This is a genomic window from Phycisphaerales bacterium (assembly GCA_040217175.1).
Lineage (GTDB): Bacteria > Planctomycetota > Phycisphaerae > Phycisphaerales > UBA1924 > JAHCJI01.
Map to the genome: position 1 here is coordinate 1,350,826 of JAVJNT010000001.1, position 21,568 is coordinate 1,372,393.

Annotated in this window: 20 protein-coding genes; 16 read left to right on the forward strand and 4 right to left on the reverse strand. The window is 68.8% G+C overall.

Annotation, left to right across the window (positions count from 1 at the left end; all coding sequences use genetic code 11):
* The first annotated feature begins 1 nt into the window (after position 1).
* Positions 2 to 1,168 (forward strand): glycosyltransferase family 1 protein, encoded by a 1,167-nt coding sequence (locus RIA68_05830; protein ID MEQ8316957.1) that lies wholly within the window; start codon positions 2 to 4, stop codon positions 1,166 to 1,168.
* Between the two features lie 25 nt (positions 1,169 to 1,193).
* Here the strand turns inward: RIA68_05830 and RIA68_05835 are convergent, their stop codons facing one another.
* Positions 1,194 to 1,562: an aspartate 1-decarboxylase gene (locus tag RIA68_05835; GenBank protein MEQ8316958.1), complete on the reverse strand. Its 369-nt coding sequence runs from the start codon at positions 1,560 to 1,562 to the stop codon at positions 1,194 to 1,196.
* A gap of 175 nt (positions 1,563 to 1,737) precedes the next feature.
* Here RIA68_05835 and RIA68_05840 point away from each other — a divergent pair, with 175 nt between their 5' ends.
* The 15 genes from RIA68_05840 to RIA68_05910 all read left to right on the forward strand — a co-directional run bounded on the left by RIA68_05840 (position 1,738) and on the right by RIA68_05910 (position 18,773).
* Positions 1,738 to 2,907: a hypothetical protein gene (locus RIA68_05840; GenBank protein MEQ8316959.1), complete on the forward strand. Its 1,170-nt coding sequence runs from the start codon at positions 1,738 to 1,740 to the stop codon at positions 2,905 to 2,907.
* 111 nt (positions 2,908 to 3,018) lie between these two features.
* Positions 3,019 to 4,227 (forward strand): hypothetical protein, encoded by a 1,209-nt coding sequence (locus RIA68_05845; GenBank protein ID MEQ8316960.1) that lies wholly within the window; start codon positions 3,019 to 3,021, stop codon positions 4,225 to 4,227.
* Positions 4,228 to 4,373: 146 nt separating this feature from the next.
* Positions 4,374 to 5,615 (forward strand): hypothetical protein, encoded by a 1,242-nt coding sequence (locus tag RIA68_05850; GenBank protein MEQ8316961.1) that lies wholly within the window; start codon positions 4,374 to 4,376, stop codon positions 5,613 to 5,615.
* Between the two features lie 5 nt (positions 5,616 to 5,620).
* The gene (locus RIA68_05855) at positions 5,621 to 7,267 is read left to right on the forward strand and encodes a GspE/PulE family protein (protein MEQ8316962.1); all 1,647 of its coding nucleotides are present in this window, start codon (positions 5,621 to 5,623) and stop codon (positions 7,265 to 7,267) included.
* Entirely contained in the window at positions 7,267 to 8,520 is a 1,254-nt protein-coding gene (locus RIA68_05860) for a type II secretion system F family protein (GenBank protein ID MEQ8316963.1), read from the forward strand. Before RIA68_05855 ends, RIA68_05860 begins: the two co-directional genes overlap by 1 nt.
* Positions 8,521 to 8,549: 29 nt before the next feature.
* Positions 8,550 to 8,978, forward strand: a complete 429-nt coding sequence (gene gspG / locus RIA68_05865) for a type II secretion system major pseudopilin GspG (protein ID MEQ8316964.1) — start codon at positions 8,550 to 8,552, stop codon at positions 8,976 to 8,978.
* 41 nt (positions 8,979 to 9,019) lie between these two features.
* Positions 9,020 to 9,556, forward strand: a complete 537-nt coding sequence (locus RIA68_05870; protein MEQ8316965.1) for a type II secretion system protein — start codon at positions 9,020 to 9,022, stop codon at positions 9,554 to 9,556.
* Positions 9,550 to 9,987, forward strand: a complete 438-nt coding sequence (locus tag RIA68_05875) for a hypothetical protein (protein ID MEQ8316966.1) — start codon at positions 9,550 to 9,552, stop codon at positions 9,985 to 9,987. The genes RIA68_05870 and RIA68_05875 overlap by 7 nt, the downstream gene beginning before the upstream one ends.
* Positions 9,984 to 10,679 (forward strand): hypothetical protein, encoded by a 696-nt coding sequence (locus RIA68_05880; protein ID MEQ8316967.1) that lies wholly within the window; start codon positions 9,984 to 9,986, stop codon positions 10,677 to 10,679. The genes RIA68_05875 and RIA68_05880 overlap by 4 nt, the downstream gene beginning before the upstream one ends.
* Complete coding sequence (locus RIA68_05885) at positions 10,676 to 12,001, forward strand: type II secretion system protein GspK (protein MEQ8316968.1); 1,326 nt, start codon at positions 10,676 to 10,678, stop codon at positions 11,999 to 12,001. The genes RIA68_05880 and RIA68_05885 overlap by 4 nt, the downstream gene beginning before the upstream one ends.
* 61 nt (positions 12,002 to 12,062) lie before the next feature.
* Positions 12,063 to 13,805: a hypothetical protein gene (locus RIA68_05890; GenBank protein ID MEQ8316969.1), complete on the forward strand. Its 1,743-nt coding sequence runs from the start codon at positions 12,063 to 12,065 to the stop codon at positions 13,803 to 13,805.
* Entirely contained in the window at positions 13,802 to 14,437 is a 636-nt protein-coding gene (locus RIA68_05895) for a hypothetical protein (protein ID MEQ8316970.1), read from the forward strand. The genes RIA68_05890 and RIA68_05895 overlap by 4 nt, the downstream gene beginning before the upstream one ends.
* Entirely contained in the window at positions 14,434 to 14,964 is a 531-nt protein-coding gene (locus RIA68_05900) for a hypothetical protein (GenBank protein MEQ8316971.1), read from the forward strand. The genes RIA68_05895 and RIA68_05900 overlap by 4 nt, the downstream gene beginning before the upstream one ends.
* Before the next feature lie 13 nt (positions 14,965 to 14,977).
* A complete protein-coding gene (locus tag RIA68_05905) occupies positions 14,978 to 17,509 on the forward strand; it encodes a secretin N-terminal domain-containing protein (GenBank protein MEQ8316972.1) in 2,532 nt (843 codons plus the stop codon).
* Entirely contained in the window at positions 17,490 to 18,773 is a 1,284-nt protein-coding gene (locus RIA68_05910; GenBank protein ID MEQ8316973.1) for a hypothetical protein, read from the forward strand. Before RIA68_05905 ends, RIA68_05910 begins: the two co-directional genes overlap by 20 nt.
* Here RIA68_05910 and RIA68_05915 read toward each other — a convergent pair whose 3' ends face one another.
* The 3 genes from RIA68_05915 to RIA68_05925 are packed head-to-tail and all read right to left on the reverse strand — an operon-like array spanning position 18,774 to position 21,567.
* Positions 18,774 to 19,826: a type III polyketide synthase gene (locus RIA68_05915; protein ID MEQ8316974.1), complete on the reverse strand. Its 1,053-nt coding sequence runs from the start codon at positions 19,824 to 19,826 to the stop codon at positions 18,774 to 18,776.
* Positions 19,823 to 20,890, reverse strand: a complete 1,068-nt coding sequence (locus RIA68_05920) for an FAD-dependent monooxygenase (protein ID MEQ8316975.1) — start codon at positions 20,888 to 20,890, stop codon at positions 19,823 to 19,825. Before RIA68_05920 ends, RIA68_05915 begins: the two co-directional genes overlap by 4 nt.
* Positions 20,857 to 21,567, reverse strand: coding sequence for a methyltransferase domain-containing protein (locus RIA68_05925; GenBank protein MEQ8316976.1), 711 nt, complete (start codon positions 21,565 to 21,567; stop codon positions 20,857 to 20,859). Before RIA68_05925 ends, RIA68_05920 begins: the two co-directional genes overlap by 34 nt.
* Position 21,568: the final 1 nt, after the last annotated feature.

Below are 21,568 nucleotides of genomic sequence, written 5' to 3' on the forward strand. Positions count from 1 at the left end.
CATGCGGCTCATGCTGTTCACCGACACGCTTGGCGACGTGAATGGCGTGAGCCGATTCATTCGCAACATGGGACACGAATCGCTGGCGGCGGGGCGCGAGCTCTTGATCGCCACTTCGACGCGGTTCGAGGTGCCCGATGATCCGTGCTTCTACAACGTCGCGCCGAAGTTCGCGATGAAGATGCCCAAGTACGCCGAGCTGGACATGGTGATCCCGCGGAAGGGTGATCTGGTCCGGAGGGCCGACGAGTTTCAGCCCGACGTGGTGCACGTGTCGACGCCCGGCTCAGTGGGCAAGGTCGGGCGCGACTACGCCAAGAAGCGCGGCATCCCGATCGCCGGCGTGTACCACACCGACTTTCCGGCGTACCTCGAGCACCTGTTCAACGACGAGATGTACGGCACCATCACGGCCCAGTACATGAAGTTCTTCTACAAGCCTTTCGAGCTCATCTTGTCTCGCAGCGAGCAGTACATGGAGTCGCTCGAGAAGCTGGGCTTTTCGCGGGATCGCATGGCCAAGCTCGAGCCGGGCATCAAGCTGGACGACTTCGACGCCAAGCACAAGGACGAAGGCGCGTGGGACGAGTACGGCCTGCCGCGTGACTCGGTGAAGGTGCTGTACGTCGGGCGGATCAGCACGGAGAAGAACCTGCCGATGCTGACGGCTATCTGGCCCAAGGTTCGCGAGCGGGCGAAGGCGGCGGGCGTCGATGCGAGGCTGGTCATCGTCGGCGGCGGACCCTACCTCGACGAGATGAAGTCGGCCCTCGGCGGGCACGGCACGGTGTTCCCGGGCTTCAAGCACGGCACCGAATTGGCGACGCTGTACGCGTCGGCGGACATGTTCGTGTTCCCATCGTTGACGGACACGCTCGGGCAGGTGGTGCTCGAGAGTCAGGCCAGCGGCATCCCCGTCATCGTGGCGGATCAAGGCGGACCGAAGGAGGTCGTCGACGACGGCCGCACGGGCTTGGTGCTGCCCGGGCACAAGACGCACGCATGGGTCGACGCCGTGAGCGATCTGGTGATCGACCACGACAAGCGGAAGGCGATGGGTGCGGCGGGCGTGCCGTGGTCGCAGAACTTTTCGATCTCGGCGAGCTTCGAGAAGTTCTGGGCGGCGCACGAGGCGCTCGTGCGGGAGCCTGCGCTCCAGGGCGCCTAGGTCGGGGCGAGGTCCGGGGCCGGACTTAGGGCCAGGGCTCGTACGACACGACGCGGTCGAGCACGTTGGCGTCGGCGACGAGGGCGACCTTCGGCTGATGGGCCACGTACTCGGCCTCGTCCATCAGGGCATAGTGCATGATGATGAGCTTGTCGCCCGGCGTGACGAGCTGGGCGGCGGCGCCGTTGACCTCGATGACGCCGTCGTCGCCCAGGAAGACGTAGGTCTCGAAGCGCTCGCCATTGGCGACGTTGGCGACCTCGACGGCGTCGCTCGCCCGCAAGCCGACGGCCCGCAGCAGCCGGCGGTCGATGGTGATCGAGCCCACGTAGTCAGGCCGGGCCGCCGTCACGGCCGGCATGTGGATCTTGCTATGGAGCACTTTTCTGAGCATGGGAAGGGGATGATAGAGGAGGCGTGCGGTTTCGACCGCAAGAATCGTGCGTCTCGAGCGGGCAATAACGGGCGTTGCCCGCTCGTTGATCGCGGCGGGCGCGGTGCGCCCCCACTACCGGAGGTTGCCGACCATGAGCAGGGTATTTAATCGGGTTTTGATCGGGATGTCGTGCGTGGCCCTGTGGCTGGCCGCGGCGCCGGCGTTCGGGCAGTTTGGCGGCGGCGGATTCGGCGGTGCCGAGGGCCCGCGGGTCAACCGCGAGCAGTTGGAGGACTACGCCGAGATCCTCGGGCTGGACGCGGACCAGCGTGAGATCGCCCAGATGATGCTCGAAGAGTACATCGACGGGGTTCAGACGGCGACGGACGCGATGCGCGAGGCCGCCCAGCAGGCCCGCCAGGAGTACGAGGAAACGCGCGATCGGTCGGCCTTTGGCGAACTGCGGGAGATGAGCGAGCAGACACGCGAGCGTGTCGCGACGCTCGAGGCCCAGCTCATGTCCGACCTTCAGACGATGCTCACGCCCGAGCAGGGCGAGGCCTGGCCCCGGGTCGAGATGGCGCATCGCCGGGCGACGACGCTCCCCCGCGGGCTCATGAGCGGCGAGCGTGTTGACCTGTTCGAGATCGTGAAGGGCTTGGAACTCGAGGGCGAGCCCGCGAGCGAGGCCCAGGCGTTGCTCACCGATTACGAGATGGCTCTCGACCGAGTCTTGGTCGCCCGCAACGATAAGTTTGAGCAGGGCCTGGAGATGTTCCGCCAGCGCGATTTTGAGTCGTTGCAGAGCCACTTCGAGGACGCCCGCGAGGCCAGCATCCGAGTCCGCGACACGAACCGGACGTTTGCTCGCCGGCTCGAGGCCGTCGTGCCCGAGGAGAAGCTGCCCGCGTTCGAATCGGCCGTCCAGCGAGCGAGCTTCCCGTCGGTGTACCGGCAGAACCGGGCCGACCGTGCGCTCGAGGCCGCCAAGGGCCTGGAAGACCTTAGCGACGACCAGCGTGAGCGGATCGAGGCGATCGGCCTGACCACCGAGCGACGGATGGTGCAGGTCAACCGCAAGCTGGCCGACACGATCGAAAGCAACGAGGTCAGCATGACGCTGCGCGACATGATGCGTGGCGGGCGTCGTGGAAACGAGGACGGCACCCGCGAACTCTTCAGCGAGAAGCGCGAGGTCGTGAACCAGACCGTCGAGCAGATCCGCGCGGTGCTCACCGAGGACCAGGCCGCGAAGATCGACGCCGCGATGGGCTCCGACGAGGAGCGCGAGGGCCGGGGGGATCGGGCCCGGCGTGGCGGCCGCGGCGATCAGGCCCAGCGGACTCGCCAGCGCGAGTTCTAGTCCGGCGTTTCGAGTTCGTGGGGTCTGGCCGGCATGACGGCCTGAGCGACGCGGCGCATCCCTTGGTCGGGGGCGCTGCGTCGCGGTCTTTGGCCCCCGGGAGGCTGCGTGATGCGAACGAGCGTGCTTGGGGTGGCGGTCTTGGGCATGACGCTGGCGGCCGGTTCGGCCGTGCTGGCGCAGGAGCGCGAGCGTGTCGTCGTGGGGTCGGTGAGCGCCCCGATGGGCTCCGGCGGCTCGAGCAACTCGCTGTCTCGCGAAACCGTCCAGCGCATGGGTGAAGCGCTCGGACTCGACGAGGTGCAGCTCGAGATCGCGCTGGAGATGTTCAAGGAACTCGCGTCTGAACGCCAGAGGCTCGGTGATCGTCTGCGGCAGGACCTCGAGGCTGCTCGCAACGACGTGGAAGATGGCGACTTCGCTGCCATGATGGCCACGCTCAAGGAGGTCACCGGCGAGCACCAGCAGGCGGTTCAACGGCTCGAGTCGACGTTCCTTGGCGACGTGCAGGCGATTTTGTCGGCAGAACAGGCCAACGCGTGGCCGCGGGCCGAGCGGATCCATCGACGCGCCAAGCATCTCGGGACGCTCACGCGCGCCGAGGCACGCGTCGATCTCGACGACCTCGTCCGTGAAGAATTTGTCGAGCGGGCCAATGAAGACGGTGTCCTCGATGCACTCGGATCCTGGGCGCTGCAAGTCGATGGCTTGTTGGTCGAGCGAGCGCGCAAGGCCGAGGGCATCGGCGGTCCGGGCTTCCAGGGCGGCGTGTTCTTCATCGAGGCCGAGGAAGATCCGTACAAGCCGTTGCGATCGCTCGACGGGCGAATCGCTGGTGCGAGTCGCCAGGCCGCGCGGTCGCTTGCGGGCGTGCTCGGGGACGATGCGTTCGAGGCTGCGTTTCTACGCCGGGCGTTCGCGCGCGTGTATCGACAGACCGACGGCGAACGGCGGCTTGAAGCGGCCCAGGCGCTGGCGTCGCTCACCGACGAACAGCGCGGCCAGCTCGACGCCGCCGCCGACCAGTGGTCGCGGGACGTGGGCCCGGCACGCGACCGATGGGTCGCCGCCGAGCGTGAGCGGGAGGAAGACGACCGGATGCCTCCGGGCGTCATGATCGTGGTGCAGGGCCAGGAGCCGACCGACAGCGAGAAGGCCCGTGATGCGGTGGAGGTTTTGAACGAGAGGCTGGAGGCGCGGATCGCGTCGATCCTGAACGAGCAGCAAATGGCCGAACTGCCCGCGCCCTCGGCCCCGGAGCGGGCGTTCGAGGTCGATGCGCCGGCGGCGGCGGGTCGATCGATCCGGATCCGCCGCTAGCCCGTACCATGAAGGGTGGGGATCGCGTGTTTGGTGCACGTGCAACCTCTTGGCGGGCATCCCAAAGAAGGGGACATCGGAGTCGTGCTGCCGGAGTCGATCGCCCCGCTCGAGGGCGTCACGGCGGACACGAAGGGGAAGCAACCATGAGTTCGGTGAGCATGCGCGAGATGAATCGCGAGTTTTACGTTCGGTATTTGATCTGTTTGTTGCTCGGCATCGGCGCCGTCGTGGCCCCGGCCCACGCCCAATGGGGCATGGGCATGGGCAACGACGCGATGCAGATGGCCATCGGTCGGGCGTCCGTGGACCGCTATTCCGACCTCCTCGGCTTCGATGAGGTACAACGCGAGACCGCGGAGATGCTCCACCGCGACTATCTGGACAGCTTCAAGCAGGCCAACGACACCCTCATGGACGCCATGCAACGGCTCCAGGAAGAGGCCGGCAAGAGCGGCGACTGGCAAAAGATGATGAAGCCCATGGGCCGCATCATGCTGGGCTTCTTCGATCGGCTCGAAGCTCTCGAGGCGACGTTCTTCGACGACCTGAAGATGATCGCGATCGAGCCCGGCCAGCAGGAGGCTTTTGTCAGGGTTGAACGGGCTCGCCGGCGTGAGCAGGTGGAGACGGCCGGCCAGATCAGCGTGGTGAACGGCGGCACGATCGACCTACACGAGATCGCCCGTGAGGTCGAGGTCTCGGGCAATGAAGCGGCCCGAGAGGCGTTGCTCGCCTATGAGGCCGAGATCGATCCGGTGTACAAGCGGTTGATCGACCGCTCGTTCGGCTTCATGCGCGACCAGATGGAGCGCATGAAGGACATGGACGACGACGACGAATCGATGGGCTTCGACGCAGAGGCCATGGAGAAGATGCAGGACGCTATGAAAGACATGCGTGAGCTCGGGTCGCAGGGCAAGTCGATCAACGCCCGGTACGCGCGCCAGATCATGCAGTTGCTGCCGACCGAGCGGCAGGCCGCGTGGGACACCGAAGTGAAGCGTCGGACGTGGCCCACGGTGTATCGCCAGAGCAAGGCCGAGCGCCAGATCGAGGCCGCGGGCAAGCTCGACAGCCTGACGGCGCAGCAGCGCGAGGGCCTGGACGCCATTCGCCAGACGTACGAGCGCGAGGCGGCGCCGATCAACGATCGCTGGGCCAAGGCCATCGACGAGCAGCAGACGGGCGATGAGATGAACTGGTGGGGCTGGGGCCAGGATTCCGAGGAAGCCGACGCGGCCGAGGAAGCGCGCAAGGAGCTCGACGATCGATTCGTGGAGCGCGTGCGGGGGCTGCTGACCGCCGAGCAGCTCGAGTCCATGCCCTCGGTTGGCGAGTCGGGCTTCGACGCCGACGAAGTGCTGCGCGAATTCGGGGGAGGCTAAGGCGCGTGGAGCGAACGACCGCGACAGATCGGGTTGAGCGCGAGGGCGCGCACAACGGCCACGTGGCTTCGTCGAACGGAGAACCCGTCGAGAAGACGCCGACCGTGATCAACGAGGCCCCGTCGGTCGAACGGTCGCTCTCGCGGCTCATGGGCGGCGACGACGTAGCGCGCCTGCACGCCGCGCCGGTCGAGGAGCGCGACGGGCGCGTGGTGCTGGCGATGCTCGACCCGGGCGATTGGGCATCGGCCGACGAGGCGTCGCTCATCGTTGGACGGCCCGTGACACCGGTAGCGATTGCCGAGCCGGCCTTCCGGGCGCTGGTGCAGCGCGAGTACGGCACGACTGCGGCGGCGATGGCGGCGAGCCTGGGCCTGGGCGGCGACGAGGAGGTGCTGGCCAACCTCGAGTCGATCGAGGCGGAAGACCTGCACCGGATGGCCGAGCAGCCATCGCTGATCAACCTCGTGAACCTGCTCATCCTCGAGGCGATCCGTCTCGGGGCGAGCGACGTGCACGTCGAGCCCTTCGAGCGCGACCTCAAGGTCAAGTACCGCATCGACGGCGTGCTGGTGGAACAGCAGCCGCCGCCCAAGCGACTGCAGCCGGCGATCACCAGCCGCATCAAGATCATGGCCGGCATGAACATTGCCGAGCGATACGCGCCGCAAGACGGGCACATCACGCTGCGGTTCGATGGGCGGAAGATCGACATCCGCGTGTCGACGGCGCCGACGATCTACGGCGAGTCGATCGTGATGCGCGTGCTCGACAAGCAGAGCCTCCAGCTCGACCTCGCGACGCTGGGCATGCGGGAGACCGACCGGCGCGAGATCGATCGGCTGATCGCCATCCCGCACGGCATGGTGCTCGTTACGGGGCCGACCGGATCGGGTAAGACGACGTCGCTGTACGCGGCGCTGAGCAAGCTGTACGACCCACGCAAGAAGATCATCACGATCGAAGATCCGGTGGAGTACGAGCTCGAGGGCGTGAACCAGATCCCCGTGAACCCCAAGCGCGGCCTGAGCTTCGCATCGGGCTTGCGGTCGATCCTGCGTCAGGACCCGGACGTGGTGATGGTCGGCGAGATCCGCGATGGCGAGACGGCCGAGATCGCCGTGCGCGCCGCGATGACGGGCCACCTGATCTTGTCCACCTTGCACACCAACGACGCCGCGAGCGCCGTCGGCCGGATGCTGGACATGGGCATCGAGCCTTTCCTGCTGGCCAGCGTGCTCGAGGCCGTGATCGCCCAGCGGCTCGGCCGGCGATTGGCGGCCGGCTATGCGTTCCCCCACCGCCCGACCGACGCGGAGATGCTGCGGCTGACGGCCGAGGAGCGGTCGATGTTTGCCGACGCGACGGGCGAGGCGATCGACTCTCACGACGCGGGGCTCTCGATCTTCAAGGGTCGCATCGGGTTCTACGAGGTGCTCACGGTGACGCGGGCGATGCGGGCTGCGATCGGCGAGCGGGTGAACGCCCAGAAGCTGCTGGAGACGGCGCACCCGACGCACCAGACCATGCGCCGCGACGGGCTCATCAAGGCCTCGCAGGGCCTGACCACCGTGGGCGAGGTGCTCCGCGCGACGCAGGACAGTGGCACCGAGATGCTGCTTGGCGAGCCGGCCGACGAGGGTTCGGACTGATGCCCAGCTTCCGCGTGCAGTGCGCCGGCGGCGGCGACGCTCCGATCATCGATGCACCGACGCGGGCGGCGGCCATCCGGGAGGTGTCGCGACGCGGGCTGACGCCGCTGGTCGTCGAGCCGATGGATGCCTTTACGGCGTCGACGAAGGTTGGCAGCGACGGTGCGGGCGACGCGGCGGCGCGGCCGGGCTTCTCGCTGTCGAGTGGGCGGTTCAGCGGCACGCAGCGGGCTGCCGTGGTCCGCGAGCTCTCGACGGGGCTCGACGCGGGCCTGCCGCTGGTGCAGGCCTTGCGCCTGATCGCAAGGCAGCGCAAGAGCAAGGCACAGCGTGCCGTGATGGAGCGCGTGATCGATAAGGTCGAGCACGGCCGGGGTCTCGCCGAAGCGTTTGAGGCGTCGCCCGAACTGGCTAACGATCTGAGCGTCAACATGGTGCGGGCAGGTGAGGCGTCGGGCAAGCTGGCCGAGGTGCTCGGCCAACTCGCCGACCTGCTCGAGCGCGACGTCCGCCTTCGGCGTGCGCTCGTGGGCGCGACGACGTATCCCGGCCTGCTGCTGGTCTTGTGCCTTGCGTCGATCGTGCTCGTGTCGACGGTGATCGCACCGAAGATCCTCGAAGAGGCCGCCGGCGCCATCGAGAACCTGCCCTGGCCGACGCTGGTGGTACAGGCATTTGCGAACTTCGTGCTGGGCTGGTGGTGGCTGATCCTGGCATTGCTGGGACTGTTGATCGCCGGGTTTGTTGCCATCCGCCGCAGTGATGAGGGACGACTGAGCATGGATCGGGCGTTGCTCGCGACCCCGCTGATCGGCTTGCTCGCGCGCGACGTTGCGGTGAGCCGGTTCACGCGGACGCTCGGCACGCTGACGGGCTCGGGCATCAGCCTGCTGCAGGCGCTGCGCATTACGCGGGCGACGCTGGGTAACCGCGCCCTCGAGAACGTCATCGATGATGTCGTCACCCAGGTGAGCCAGGGCAAGACGCTGGCGACGCCCATGGAGCAGAGCGGGTATTTCCCGCCGATGCTCGTACAGATCGTGGCGATGGGCGAGCGAAGCGGCCGGCTCGAAGAACTGCTGGGCCACGCGGCCCGGGCGATGGAAGAACGCACCGAGGCGACGCTGAAGCTGGTGACCACGCTGCTGCCGCCGCTCTTGGTGGTGACGATGGCGGGCGTCGTGGGATTCATCGTGCTTGCAATCCTGCTGCCGATGCTCGAGCTGCAGGACGTGGCCGGGAGCGCGATGTGATGGATGGTTTTGGACATGGAGCGAGTGCAATGAAGAAGAACGCACGCCGGCGTCGGCGCGGATTTACGATCATCGAGGTGCTTGTGATCATCACGATCATGGGCATCATCGCGGCCGTGGTCGTGCCGAGGCTCTTCAGCCGCATCGGACAGAGCCGCCAGGCAACCGCCGAGAGCAACGCCGCGAGCATCGCGGGCCAGGTGCAGGTGTTCCTGATCGACATGGGCAAGCTGCCCGACACGGGCACGCTGGAGTTTCTGCGCAAGGAGCCCAGCGGCATGAGCGGCACCTGGAACGGGCCGTACATCACCAACGACGAAATGCTGATCGACCCGTGGGGCAATGCGTACGTGATCATCGCGCCGGGCGAGAAGAACACCGATTTCGACATCGTCAGCTATGGCGCCGACGGCCAGCCCGGCGGCGAGGGCGAGGACGCCGACATCGTCAAGCCGTAAGCGTCGCGGCGTTTCGCGTCTGGAGAGGGTCTTAAGTAGCGATGCATCGCGCCTTCACGCTGGTCGAGTTGATCGTCACGCTGGTGATCGTGGGCCTCGTCCTGGGCCTGGCGGTGCCGCGTGTCGCGACGCTGGCCGGGCGGGGCGTGTCGGCCGAGGCGGACGCGGTGGCGTCTTTGCTCTCGAATGCGGCGGGCCGAGCGGCCGTCGGCTCGCAGCCGTTGCGGGTGCGGGCCGAGGCCAAGACGGTCGTCGTCGAGCGGCGGGAACTGGTCGAGCAAGGTCGGCGTGAATCGTGGGTGTGGCAGCGCGACCCGTTCATGCCCCAGGTTCGATTGAATCGTTCGACGGTGGGCTCGGTGCACGCCGATGGCTTCGCGGTGCGAGGGTCGCCGTGGATCGTGGAACTGGCCGCGGGCTCGAGCGTGGAGATCGACCTGATCGGGGGCAATGGACCGGTGAACGTCGCGTTGATGCCCGGGGCGCTCCGCGCCGTGGTCGTCGAGGGCGACCGGATGATCGAGCCGCCGGGCCGCGTCGACCTGGATGCCAGCGGCATGGAGAGCACGCCTTGGTAGGACGATCGCCGCGACGCACGGGATTCCTGCTGGTCGACGTGCTCGTCGGCACGGTGCTGCTCGGCGTCGCGCTAGGGGGCATCCTCGTGGTGTCCACCCGAGCCCTCGCGATGCAGCGCGAAGCGGCCTCGCTGCGCCAGGCGGGCATGGTGGCCGACGAGGTGATGTCGACCGTCTACGCGTACGGCACCGAGGAATACACGCGGGTCATTCGAGCGAGCGGCCAGGCGAGCGAGCCCTTCGAGCGGTTTGAGTATCGCGTGGATATCGACACGGGCAACGCGGGCGAGCCCGATGAGGTGAACGTGCTCGTGACGTGGCGGTCGGCGACGGGGCAGCCTCGCTCGCTCGAGCTTGATGCGCTCATCGCGCCCCGGCTTGGCGACGAGCCCGACCCCAACCGCATGCCGCCCGAGGCGATCGAGCGATGAGCGGGAGGGCGCGTCGGCATCTCGGCTTCACGCTCGTTGAGACCATCGCCGCTGCGGGCGTTATCGCACTCATCACGGGGCTGGTCGCAACCTCGGTCGTGCGGCTGGCTTCGGCCCGCGAGGCGTCTCGGGCGCATGCCCGGGCGTGGTCGAGCGCCGATCAGGCAGCCCAGATGGTGCAGCGTGCCGTGCTGCAGACGCTGCGGCGCGAGGACCTCGCGCAGACGCGGCTGGTGATCCGCGACGGCGGTCGCGGCGAGGCGTCGAGGGACTCGATCTACGTCGTCGCGCGGGGGCTCGAGCCGGTTCGGCGGGTCGAGAACGAGGCGCTGCGGAGCGAGGGCGGCGAGTTCGAGGTCGGCTTCAAGGTGCAGGCCGGCGAGGATGGCTCGTCGCTGTGGCGCCGTCGCGATATGGCCTTCGACGAGTACCAGGACTCCGGCGGCGTGGCCGACGAGGTCGCCCGAGACATCGTGAGCTTCTCGGTGACGGCCGGCGACGACGAAGGCGTGTGGGCCTCGTGGGACTCGGACCAGACCGGCCTGCCGTACATGGTGATCATCGAAGTTCGGACGTCGACGCCCGATGGCCGCGGCTCGGCGGTTGCACGGCGCGTGGCGGCGTTGCCGCGCGTATTTGCGCAGCCGACGCCCGCTGAGATCGAAGCCGCGGCGGAAGGGGGCGCCCCGTGAGGCACGCTCGCAAGAGCTTCGCGACGGTTCTGGCGCTCTGGGTCATCGGCCTGGCGGCGGTGCTGGTCATGGGCGTGCAGTCTGCGGGGCTGGGCCAGGCGTTCGGCGCCCGCGACAGCCTGGCCGAGACTCGTGCGAGGTGGGCCGCGGTTTCGGGCGTCGAACGGATGATCGCCATCCTGGCCGACGACACCGAGGATCCGCACCCGACCGACGCATTCGACGTGTACGACCGCATGGCCGAGGCGGCGCGCGGCACGGTGGGCGGCACGGGCTCGTACCGCATCGAGCACTGGGAGGGCGGCGAGCGGTTCGACGGGCCGGCTGACGCCAACGCGCGCATCCACGTCGGTCGCATGACCTCCGACGACCTGTTCTGGCTGCCCAACATGACCGAGGACCTGATCTCTCGGATCATCGACTGGACAGACGAAGACGACGAGGTCAGCCCGCTGGGGGCCGAGGTGGGCTCGTACCTGTCGCAAGAGCACGCGTACGAGCCGCGCAACGGGCCCATGCAGACCATCGAGGAGATGGAACTGCTGCTGGGCATCCTGCCGATCGACGTGCGCGAGGAAGACTGGAACCTCAACAACGTGCTCGACCCCAACGAGGACGACGGCGACGAGACGTGGCCGCCGGACAATGGCGATGGCGTGCTGGAAGCGAACTGGTCGGGCATCCTCACGGTGGTGAGCAGCGAGAGCGCCTATGGACTGAGCGGGCAGCCGCGCGTGCGACTCGGGCTGGGGCTGGGCGGCGGCGAGCTCGTCGGTCGCGTCGGCATCACCGCCGAGCAGGCCGACGTGATCGCCCAATACGCCAGCACGAACGCGGCGACGCTCGAGGCGTTGATCACCACGCCGCTACGGTCCCTGCCCGGCCTCACCGGCCAGCCGATCGACCCGCAGGCCCAGCCGTTGACCGATGCACAGATCGGCCTGCTGCTCGAAGAGGCGGCGATCGACGCTCCCTGGCTCGACGCGACCGGACCACTCCTGCCCGGGCGGATCAACATCAACACCATCTCCGAGGACACGCTGGCCTACGCACCGGGCGTGACCAGCTCGATCGCCGACACGATCATCCGCGAGCGGAACGGGCGTCCGCTGGGCTTCCGGACGGCGGCGGACCTGCTGGAGTCCCCGGGCCTTACCAGGGGCCGCGTGCAGGAGCTGATGCAGGCGTTCGGGTTTCGCAGCTCGGCATTCGTCATCCGCAGCGTGGGAATCGACGAGGCATCCGGGATGCGCGTCGAGATGATCGCTACCGTGGACCGATCGCGACTGCCCGTCGTGATCCGGGACGTCATCGTTCGATAAGGTTCGTTCCTCGAAGGATCGTTGGGAAGGGGAGCCTTTGGCCAGGCAACGCGACACGAGTATGAGCCAGGGCGTCGTGGCAACCGACCGCGTCGGCGGCGACGCGGTGCGCCTGCTCGTCGAGCGATCGGGCGAGCGATTCCGGTTGACGACGGTTGCCGACGCCGGCGAGCGTCCGCAGGTCGGCCTGGCTCCGTGGGGACAGTCGCTCGTGCGGTGTCGCGGCGTCGACGACCTGCCGCCGCAGGAACTCCTGAGCGTGCTCGCGATCCTGGGCGACGGCGAGCTTCCTGAGCGCGTGCCGGCGTGGAGACGCGCCTGCGGGGCGCTGCCCGTGGGCAATGAGGGGCGAACAGCGCTGCTGACGGCGTGGATGCCCGGCGGCGAAGCGGACGACGAAGCCGGCGATGCACGGTTCGCGACGGCGCCCGCGGCGCTCGGGCTGGCGGTCTCGCTGGCCGAGGGGTGCGCGTTCGCCAGCGATTCGGCGCAGGGCGTGCTCATCGTGGCCGCGCGCGGGCCCGAGGGCGTGCTGGTGCGATCGCTGCGCGAGTCGCCCGACGTCGTTTCGACCGATGCGCACGTCGAGCGCCGGTTGCTCGAGGCCGCCTCGGCGGTGGGCCTGCACGAGGACCAGGCCCGCTCGACGCTGCGAGCGTCGGCCGAGCCCGGGCGCGGCCGGCGAGCGGGCTGGTCGGCCGGGATCGGCGAGGCGCTCGCGCAGAAGATCGAGGGCTGGCCAAGCGATGCCCGCGAAGCGGCGAAGCGGCTCCTGCCGGCCTGCGCCGGAATGCTGGCGCTCAGCGACGACCCCGCCGTGCGAGCGCTCGCGTCGCTGCGCCAAGACGAGCCGGCGACCAAGGCGTCGACTGGCGAGCGGATGAACGCGTGGCTCGCGTCGCGTCGAAACGTCGCCGTCGCGTGCGCCGTGTGCGTGCTGGTGGTGCTGTTTACGCCGCTGCTGGGCGCCCTGGTGCGCGAGGCCATGCTTGGTGCGATGGTGGCTCGGGCCGAGACGTTGCGCGAGCAATACGAGGCCGACGCCCGGCGCGCGGCGATCTACGGCCAACTTAACGAGCGCGTGTGGCCCATGACCAAGATGCTGGCCGAGGTCAGTGCTGCGGCGCCGGTGCACGTCGTGCTCGAGAGCGTGCGGATGGACAGCAACGCCCAGATCGATATCGAAGGGTTCGTGCAAGTGACGGCCGGCGGACCGGTGCTGGAAGGCCCACCCGAATCGCTCCTGACGCGATACGAGACCGCGTTGAACGAGCTTGGCACGCTTGGCTCCGTGACGGTCGTGCGGCGCGAGGTCGTGGGCGACGCGGCTGAGTTCCAGATCAGCGCCCGCGTGCGGAGCGCTATCGCCCGCGCCAGCCTGCCCCAAGACTTCGCCGAGATGTCGCTGGCCGAAGTGTTGTACGGCGAGGGTGCGAGCAACACGACCACGCCCGTCGTGGCATCCGCCAGCACGCCCACGGGTCGCTCGCGGCCCTCGTCTGGATCGAGCAGCCGGGGCGAAGCGGAGAGGGCGTCGAGGGATAGTGCGATCGAGAGTAGCCGGGAGTCGGCGGCTGATCGGCGGCCCTCGGGCGAGAGCGGACCTGCCTCGGAAGACGGCGTTCCGACGCCGATCACCGACGCGCAGATCGCAGAGCTCGATCGCAGCGAGCTCTTGAATCAATGGCGCATCCGCAACAGCGCGTCGCGCGACGAGTCGAACGATGCAGGGACGAGGGCACGGCTCAAGGAAGAAGCCGACAAGCTGATCGCCCGGTATCGTGAAGTTGGGAGCGGCGGATGAGCGACCCCGGAAGCCCCACGCGGGCCGGCATCCTGGATCGATACGCGCGGCTGCCACGATCGGCGCGGTGGTTGGCGTGGGCGGTCGTAGGCCTCGTCGCGTACTTCTTCATCGTCGAGCCCGTGGTCGACACGACGGTCGGTGCCTCGGGCCGAGCCGATGCGATGGCCGCGCGCATCCGGGCCGTCCAGGCGATGGGCGATCGGGCCGAGGACCACCAGCAGCGAATCGCCATCGGCTCTCGCCTGCACGGCGAGGTCGAGCTGCCCGGGCCCCGCAGCGAGCGCGCGACGGCGCTGAACCGCGCCGTCGATCGGGCACTCCGCGACGCGGGCGTACGCGGGGCGCGCACGCAGACAACCGAGCAGAACCTGGCCGACGGGCCTGCGACCGACTACTACGGTGGGCGTGGCTCGCTCGTAAAGCTCGTCAGCACGGTGAGCTTCGATGCGTCGCCCGAGGCGTTCAGCCAGGTGCTGGGCGCCCTCGAGGCCAGCCCGGACGTGGCAGCCGTGACGCGGGTCATCGTGCGGCGGGCCGACGACGGCTCGCGGCAGGTTTCGGCGACGCTGACGGTCGAGGCGTGGGCCCTGTCGGCATCGGCCAGCCGCAGCGCTGGAGGCAGTTCATGAACGCTCCGACGACGGCGTGGGTGCTGGTCGGGGCCGCGGGCCTGGCCGCGAGCGTGGCGCTCATCGTCTCACTCGGCGGGATCGCCCAGTCGGCGACGCTCTCGCTGCCACCCGCCGAGACCGACATCGGCACTGGTAGCGAATTGGGAGACGTGACCGCGAGGCACCGGGCGCAGCTGGACGGGCGGTCGCCGTTCTTCGTGCCGGGTGCACCGCCGCCTCCCCCACCGCCGCCGCCTCCCGCTTCGCCGCCGGCGCCTCCTCCGCCGCCGCCCGCACCGCCGCCTCCGCCGAGCTCCTACGGCGGGCCGAAGGTCGTTGCGTTCGTGAACGGGCACGTGCTGTTCGACGACAAGACCTCCCTGGCCGTGGGCGAAGGAGAGTCAGACGAGCTCCGCGTACTCGAGGCGTCGGCCCCGTGGTCGATCCGGGTGATGTGGAAGGGGATCGAGTTCGATGTTCCGTTGATGGACCGGGATCGCACGGTGATGCCGGATCGCGGCGAGGGTTCGTCGCCCACGGGCTGAAGCGAGGTACTTGATGAAGGCAGACATTCGTTGCAGCCTGGTGGTTCGGTCGACGGTCGCGGCGCTCGTCGCGATGGCCGGTCTTGCGCCGCCGACGAGCATCGCCCAGGACGCTGACCCGGCCGAGACGGTAGAGCAGGAGGGGCAGGCCCAGGAAGTCCCGGCGCCGATCGAGCGAGGCCCGGACGGACGACGCGTGCTCGACGGCCCGCCGACGACGCTGTCGTTCCGCGGCGCCGACCTCGACGACCTGATCCCGTTCCTCGTCGAAGCAACGGGCAAGGTCGTCATCGTCCCCGAGTTGCGGCTCAACGTCGACATCACGCTCATGAGCGACGAGCCGATTCCGCAGTCGCAGGCGCTCGACCTGGTCATCCTGGCGTTGCAGCAGGACAACGTTGCCGTCGTCGAGACCAAGGACATCATCATCCTGCGCGACATCAACGAGGTCATCCGCCAAGACGTGCCGGTCATCGGCCCCAGCGAGAGCGTGATGGACCGCACCGACCTGGGCACGATGGCCGAAAAGATCTACCGCATCAGCAATTCGGAAGCATCCGAACTGGCCGAGGCACTGGGCGAGATCGTGCCGGACTACGCGAAGGTGACGGTCGACGAGGCTAGCAATCACATCGCGGTGCTGGGCAACATCGGCCTGCTGCGTCGCGTCGAGGGGCTGCTGGCGGGCATGGACCAGCCGGGCTCGCGCGCGCTGGTGACGCGGACGTTCCGCCTGCGGTACGCCGATGCGGAACTGATCGCCGAGAACATCACCGAGCTGTTCGGCCAGGACGGCGCGACCACGCAGGGCCAGCAGCAAGGCGGGCGAAACTTCAACCGCTTCTTCGGCCGCGGCGGCGGCGACGACGAAGGCTCGAGCGGCGCCTCGACCGCCGAGCTGCGCGTGACCGCCAACACGCAGCAGAACGGCGTGACGGTCGCGGCCGAGCAAGGCGTGATGGACCAGATCGCCGACCTGATCGAATCCGAGTGGGATCTGCCGCTGCCCGAAGAGACCGTGACGCCGCGCATCTACACGCTGGAGAACAGCGACCCGATCGCCGTCCGCGACCTACTTGTGGGCCTGTTCGGCGAGCCAGACGCGGCGGCGGGCGGTGGTGGTGGCGGCGGCGGCCAGGGGAACCAGGGAAACCAGGGCAGCAGCGGCTCGTCGCAGGGCGTCGGCCGGCTCGCGGGGCAGTTCGCGTTCGAGGCGATCCCGTCGGCGGGCCAGATCGCCGTCGTCGCGAAGAGCCCGGACAACCTGGCCGTCATCGATCAGATCATCCGCGACCTCGACCAGCCCAAGAGCGTCGGGCTGCCGGCGATCGTCTCGCTCAAGCACGTATCGGCCGAGGAAGTCGCCGAGCAGCTCAACGCGTTGCTCGCGCTCGATGGCACGCTGGCGACGATTCCTCGCAGCGAGAGCGGGCTCTCGACCGGTGCCGGCGCAGGCGACAGCCCCTTTGCCGACGACGCGGCCGACACCGCCGCGGCGGATACCGACAACGACCCCGGAACGATCACGTTCTGGTGGCAGACGGCTCGCGAGCAGACCGACAGCGCGGGGCCGAGCAACCTCATCGGCAAGCTCCGCATCGTCCCGGTATGGCGGCAGAACGCGATCATGGTGCTCAGCCCGCCGGAGTACCGAACGGCCGTGGTCGACCTGATCCAGCAGCTCGACCAGCCAGGGCGGCAGGTGCTGATCCAGGCGGTCATCGCTGAAGTAAGCCGAGACGATGCCGAGGCGCTGGGGCTGCGGTGGTCGAGCTCGCCCATCAACCTGACGCGCACCGACAACTCGATCTCGTTCGTCTCGAGCACGACGGCCAGCGAGGGCGGCATCTTCGGGAATCTCTTCGACACCAGCGTCTTGAACGTGGGCGTCGATCTGAACGCCGTACTGCAGGCCCTCGACGAGCGGACGGACGTGAGCATCCTGAGCCGGCCGATCATCTTCACGAGCGACAACCAGGAGGCCGAGTTCTTTGACGGCCAAGACATCCCGTTCATCACCAACGCCCAGACGACCGACACGGGCGGAACGACGCAGGGATTCGAGTACCGGGCCGTGGGCATCCAGCTCCGCGTGCGCCCGCGGCTGACGCCCAACAAGGACGTCGACCTGCGCGTTAACATCGAGCTGAGCTCGGTGGCGCCGGGGCAGGCCACGGCGAGCGGGCAGGTGGTTGTCGACCGCCGCGAGACGACGACGCAGCTCATCGTGCGCAGCGGGCAGACGCTGGTGATCTCGGGCATCTTGCGCAACGAAGACTCCGAAGTCGTGCGGAAGGTGCCGCTGCTGGGCGACATTCCACTGCTGGGCTGGCTCTTCCGCTCTCGCGAAACGGGCGTGAGCAGCACCGAGCAGCTCATCTTCATCACGCCGGTGATCGTTGAGAATGCCGAAGAGGCCGATGCGATCAACGAGGCGTACCGCCTTCGCTTACGCATGCAGCGCGAGCAGATGGGCATCGAGGAGCCGCTCGAGGGCGAGCTGCTGGACGATGCGGAGGCATTGGATGACGGCGAGCCGGGCTAAGCGGTCGGTCGTCACCGCGCTCGCGCTGATGATCGGCGCGAGTGGGTGCGTGGTCGACCAGGAGCGCACGCAGGCACTGCGTGAAGAGCGTGCGAGCGCGCCGCCCGAACTGCCGAGCGATCCCATCGCCCGGCCGGTGATCAGCGGCACGACGGCGTCGCGCGTCTCGGTGTCGATCGAGTCGCTCGGCACGATCGAGTACGACGGGCTGAGCGTGCCGATGGTGAGCCCGGACGGCCGGTTCGTCGCGACGCAGGACGTACCGGCCCCGCCGCGAGCCCAGCGGCTCGCGATCGAGTCAGCGTCGCCCGATCGGAGCCGATTCGGCACCGTGTCGATCTCGCCCCTGCGGCCGGGCGTCGGCGGGCTGCGGGCGAGCGTCGAGCTGTTCGACCTGCAAGCGCCGATCCTGCTGGGGCGGGACGCGAGTGCCGAGGGCGTGCTGGTAGAGTCGCCGCGCCCCGACGGCTCGCGCTGGATCGGCGTTGCCCGGTGGAGCGAGACTGAAGCGGGCATCCGCTGGCTGGTTCGCGACGGTTCCGTGGCGGCGCACGCCGTGTTCACCGGCAACGATGGATTGCTCTACAGCCGCCGGAGCGCGGGCGGAAAACGCTTCGCGCTCGTGCTGCTCGATCGCGATGGCGATACGCATACGCTCTCGCTCCCCGACGCCGACCTGGTTTTTCCGCTGCTCGCGCCGGACGAACGGCACGCGACGTGTTTGGCCGTCGACGATGCCGGGGCGATCGATTTGCTCCTGATCGACCTGGCAACGGCGAGCGGCGGCGACCTCGGACGCGTGGTGCGACGCTGGCGGCTGGCGGCGAGCGGAGGCATCGTGGGCGCGTCGCAGATCGTGGCGGCTTCGCAATCGGCCGTTCGTGGCGTTTCACAGGCCGACGCCATGCAAGAGATGGCAGCATCACCGACCGAGGCATCGCTCGGGCCCATCGTGTTCCACCCGACGATGGACCGCTGCGCGGCCGTCGATGCCTCGCGCCGAACGCTCGTCGCGCTCGCGCCCAAGAGCGTGGCCGCCGTCGACGCCGGGGATGGGCGGGCGATCTGCTCGACGCCCGACGGCCTTGTATTGTGGACGCCCGGCCCGCAGGCTGGCCGGGGTACGGCTACTCGCGTGCTCAGCGAGGACTACCTCCCGCGGCGCACCGCAAGCACCGAGCGACCGTTCGTGCTGCTCGCACCGATGCGACGGTCGGCGACCGGGCTCATGGTGTTCGGCATGGCTCCCGCCGGGGCGCCGTAGTCAAGCCATGAGCAGGGCTTCGCCGGTCAGGCCGGGCCCGAAGGCGAGTGCCAGCAGCGGTCCGCCTTCATGCTCCTCCAGCAGCTTCGCGATGATGAAGAGGATGGTCGCGCTGCTCATGTTGCCGTGACGGCGCAGCACGTCGCCCGAGGCGCGCGTCGCGCCGTCGTCCAGACCAAGCGCGTCGGCAACCGACGCGAGCACCCTGGGACCGCCCGGGTGGATGGCCCATGCGGCGATGTCGGCGCGTTGCAAGCCTTCCGTTGCAAGCAACCCATCGACCCATTCGCAGACCGATCGCGAGAGGATGTCCGGCACGGCGGGCGAGAGCGTCATGGTGAAGCCAGCCTCGCCGATTCGCCAGCCCATGGCACCGAGGCTGTCTGGGAGCAGGATCGACGCCGTTCGTCTCAGCGAGGGCGCGGATCCGCCACCACCACCGGCAACGACGCACGCTGCGGCGCCGTCGGCGAACAGGGCGTCGGCGACCGAGCAGCCGTCTTGCTGTGACGCCTGGATGTGAAGCGAGCAGAGCTCGACGCAGCAGACGAGGACGCGTGCCCCGGGCTCGGCGAGAGCGATCGCCCGCGCGGTACGGAGCGCGTTGAGCGCGGCATGGCAGCCCATGAAGCCGATGTTGACGCGCTGCACCGTGGTGTCAAGCCCGAGCGAGCCAATCAACGAGATATCGACGCCCGGCGAGGCGAGGCCCGTGCAACTCGCCGTCACGAGGTGGGTGACCTCACGAGCATCGATGACGGAGCGCTGGATCGCTTGGGTGCAGGCCTCGTGGGCGATGGGCGGCGCAAGCACATGGAACGACCGCATGCGGTGCGCCGTGTCTGGTACGGAGCCGTTGTAGTAGGTCTGCCCCTCGCCTTCGACGATCGCCATCGCACGTTCATCGATTCCGGACTGGGCGTACAGGTGCGACATGGCCCGGGCGCGCGCAGGCGTGACCTTGCCGATCGCCGCGACCATCTCGGCGGCGGCTGCCTGATCGAGCCGACCACGGGGCGTCGCGGTGCCGATGCCCAGCATGCGGGCGGTCATGCCACGCTCCTCCGAGATCCGCTGAGCATTGCGGTTGCCGACGCGCTCACGCTTGGCGCCACGCCGGCGAACGCAATGGCCACGCGGACCAGCGTCGGCGAGCGAACGGCGTTGCTGACGGCCCGGCACCTTGTGTGACGCCGGGCGAGCAAGCCGTGCAGCGTGCGAGGCCAACGTGATGAATCAGGACCGTGCTCGATGCAGGCGATGGCGTCACCGGCGACGGCCGATCCACCCAACAACGCCCACGACATGCCCTCGCCCGTGAAGGGCTCGACGTAGCCCGCGGCATCTCCCACGCGCAAGATCCGGCCTTGTTGTGCCTGGGCGCGGCGGCGCAGGACGGGCGTGCCGAACCAGCGGCCATCGGGAACTTCCGACGCGTCTAGGCCAGCCTCGGCCCAGATCGCGCGGGCCGCCTCCGTTGGCGAGCCGGCCTGTCGCACGAGTTCGGGCGTTGCCGCCATCGCGAAGTCCACGCGCCCATCCGGCAGGGCCACGCGGCCGAGGTAGCCGTCCCGCGCCACGGCCATCGTGAGCTGCTTCGTGGGGCACAACGCGGCATCCGTCGTCAGGCCCAGGCCGATGCGTCCGCCGCGCGGCGGACGATCCGCATGGCTGCGCAGTCCCGACGCATCGATGACGACCCCTGCCAGTAGTTCGTCACCGCCGAGGTGGACGCGGCCGTCGGGCGTCGCACGCGCCGACTGCCTCCAGCGCACCTCGACGCCAGCAGCCTCGGCAGCGTCGACGAGCGCCGTATCGAGATCCTCGCGAGAGATCGATGCAAAGCCCGACATGCCGACACTGACGCGTGCGCCACGGGCCGAGAGCGTGAGTCGTTCGATCGGGCCAGCATGTGCGAGCACGCCGTCGAGCCCGGCATCCTGAAGCGCATCGATGCCGACGGCGCCGAGGCAGCAGCCGCAGACCTTCCAGCGGCCCTTGCACGCCCGATCGATCATCAGCGTTCGCGCGCCGCGGAGGGCCATGGTCCGTGCAGCCATCGCGCCCGCGGGGCCCGCCCCGATCACGACGGCGTCGTAGTGGCGTCTGTCGACCATTGGATGAGCATACGCGCCGGAAAGGCGCGATCGATCCGCCACGAACCGCCCTCCGAGATTCCCCGAGTCATCGAACGGGCCTCCCCCACGCTGAGGGCGGCACGGGCCGATCGGACGGCATCGACGTGCACCACGTACGACCGAGTCGTCAGTCGGGGAATGACGATCGCCAGCGCCGTACCCCACGGGCCGCGCCTGAGGTCGCTGACGAGTACCTGCTCGTTCGCGGCGGCGGCCATCTTCTGCAGCACCGTGCAGACCTGGTCGTCCGTGAGGTGGTGCAGGAAGAGGGCGCAGGTCATGACGTCGGCTTGCAGCGGGTCCTCGTTGAGGACGTCGAGTTGATGCGTCGCGAGCTCCACCCCCGCCGCCCTCGCACGCTCGCTCGCGTTCTCGAGCGCGACCTTGCTGATATCGCAGGCCGTAATCGCAAGGCGAACGCCGTCACGCCTCGCCCGCTGCAGCAGCGCGACGGGCAGATCGGCGCTCCCGGTGGCGATGTCGACGATAGTCAGCGGCCGATCGAGCCTTGATGCGAGCCTCTTCAACCTCGGATAAAACTGTCGGGTCACGCCGCTCAGGGCGTTGAGCCTCGCCAGTCCGCGCAGGGCGTGCGCGTGCTCGGCGGGGTCGAGCGCCGGATCGTCCATGAGTTCGCCGACGAGCACGCGCGGCATC